We start from the raw sequence: 1,077 nt of genomic DNA, 5'->3' as shown, positions 1-1,077 counted from the left end.
GCCGTCCCCCTTCGGCCTCGCGTCGGCCGGGCGGCCGGCCTGGACCTTGCCCTCGGTCCTGCGGTGCCCGGCGTGTTCGCGGTCCGCGTCGGTCCCGACGCCGATCCCTCGGTGGACGGCCGGGATCCCCCTGACGCGGCACGACCTCCCGACGGCACCCGCGGTCGGCGACGAACTCACACCGTCCGGCGCCCGAGCCGGGCCAGTCAAGGAGGTACGCCGATGTCGGTCCGCCTGACGTTCATGTGCGCTACGGCCGGGGACACCGGCGGGAGCGCGGTCTTCGGTGACGGCCCCCCGAGCGAGCACGGACTGGATGAAGCGCGTGCCGTCGGCGCGACGCTCCCTCCGTACTCCCCGGTCGTCCGGGCGCCGTCGGACCGCTGCGCGCTGACCGCCGACGCGCTCGGACTGGACGCCACACCCGAGCCCGCACTGTGCGACTTCGACTACGGCGTCTGGCGTGGCCGCACCGTCCGTGAGGTCGTGGAGGACAACCCCTACGGTTACGCGAGCCGGCTCACGGACCCGGACGCGACGCCGCACGGAGGCGAGTCCGTACGACAGCTCTGCCGCCGCGTCGCGCACTGGCTGAGCAGCGTGCCGCCGTTCATGGACCAGGCTCTGATCATCACCGAACCGGCCGTCGTCCGGGCCGCGCTCGTCCACGCGCTGTCCGCGCCGGCGACCGCCTTCTGGCACTTCGAGGTGCCACCCCTGTCCACGGTCTCCCTGAACCTGCGAGAGGGCCGCTGGAACGTCCGGCCCGGTCGGCTCGCCGCTGAACGAGCCGGCACGAGTCGCACCGTACCCATGCCGTGTGACGCCCCGCAGGGACGCACGGCCCCTTTGCGGGGCGACGCGGTGAGCGACGAGTGGTACGACCTCGTCGCCCGGGTGACGCCCTCCGACCGCACTGCCCGGACCCTGCAACCGAGCAGGCCGCACGGCCAGGAGAACAGGGCCGGCGGTGCCGCCACAGCGGGCGCCTGGCCGGTGGGCCGGGCCCTTGCCGCCCGAGGGCGGGAGCCGCTGAGCACGGGTGGCCACCGGGTGTGCGGGCGGTGCCGGGTGCGC

The 1,077-nt window shown here is 74.9% G+C and carries 1 protein-coding gene; it reads left to right on the top strand.

Annotated elements, in window-relative coordinates:
- Positions 1-222: 222 nt before the first annotated feature.
- Positions 223-1,077, top strand: an 855-nt coding sequence (locus ABZV34_RS39885; protein ID WP_356288342.1) for a histidine phosphatase family protein, incomplete at its 3' end; no start/stop codon positions are given.

Source organism: Streptomyces sp. NPDC005195 (assembly GCF_040608315.1).
Taxonomy (GTDB): Bacteria; Actinomycetota; Actinomycetes; order Streptomycetales; family Streptomycetaceae; genus Streptomyces; species Streptomyces kaempferi.
This window is presented reverse-complemented; position numbering and strand designations above follow the sequence as displayed.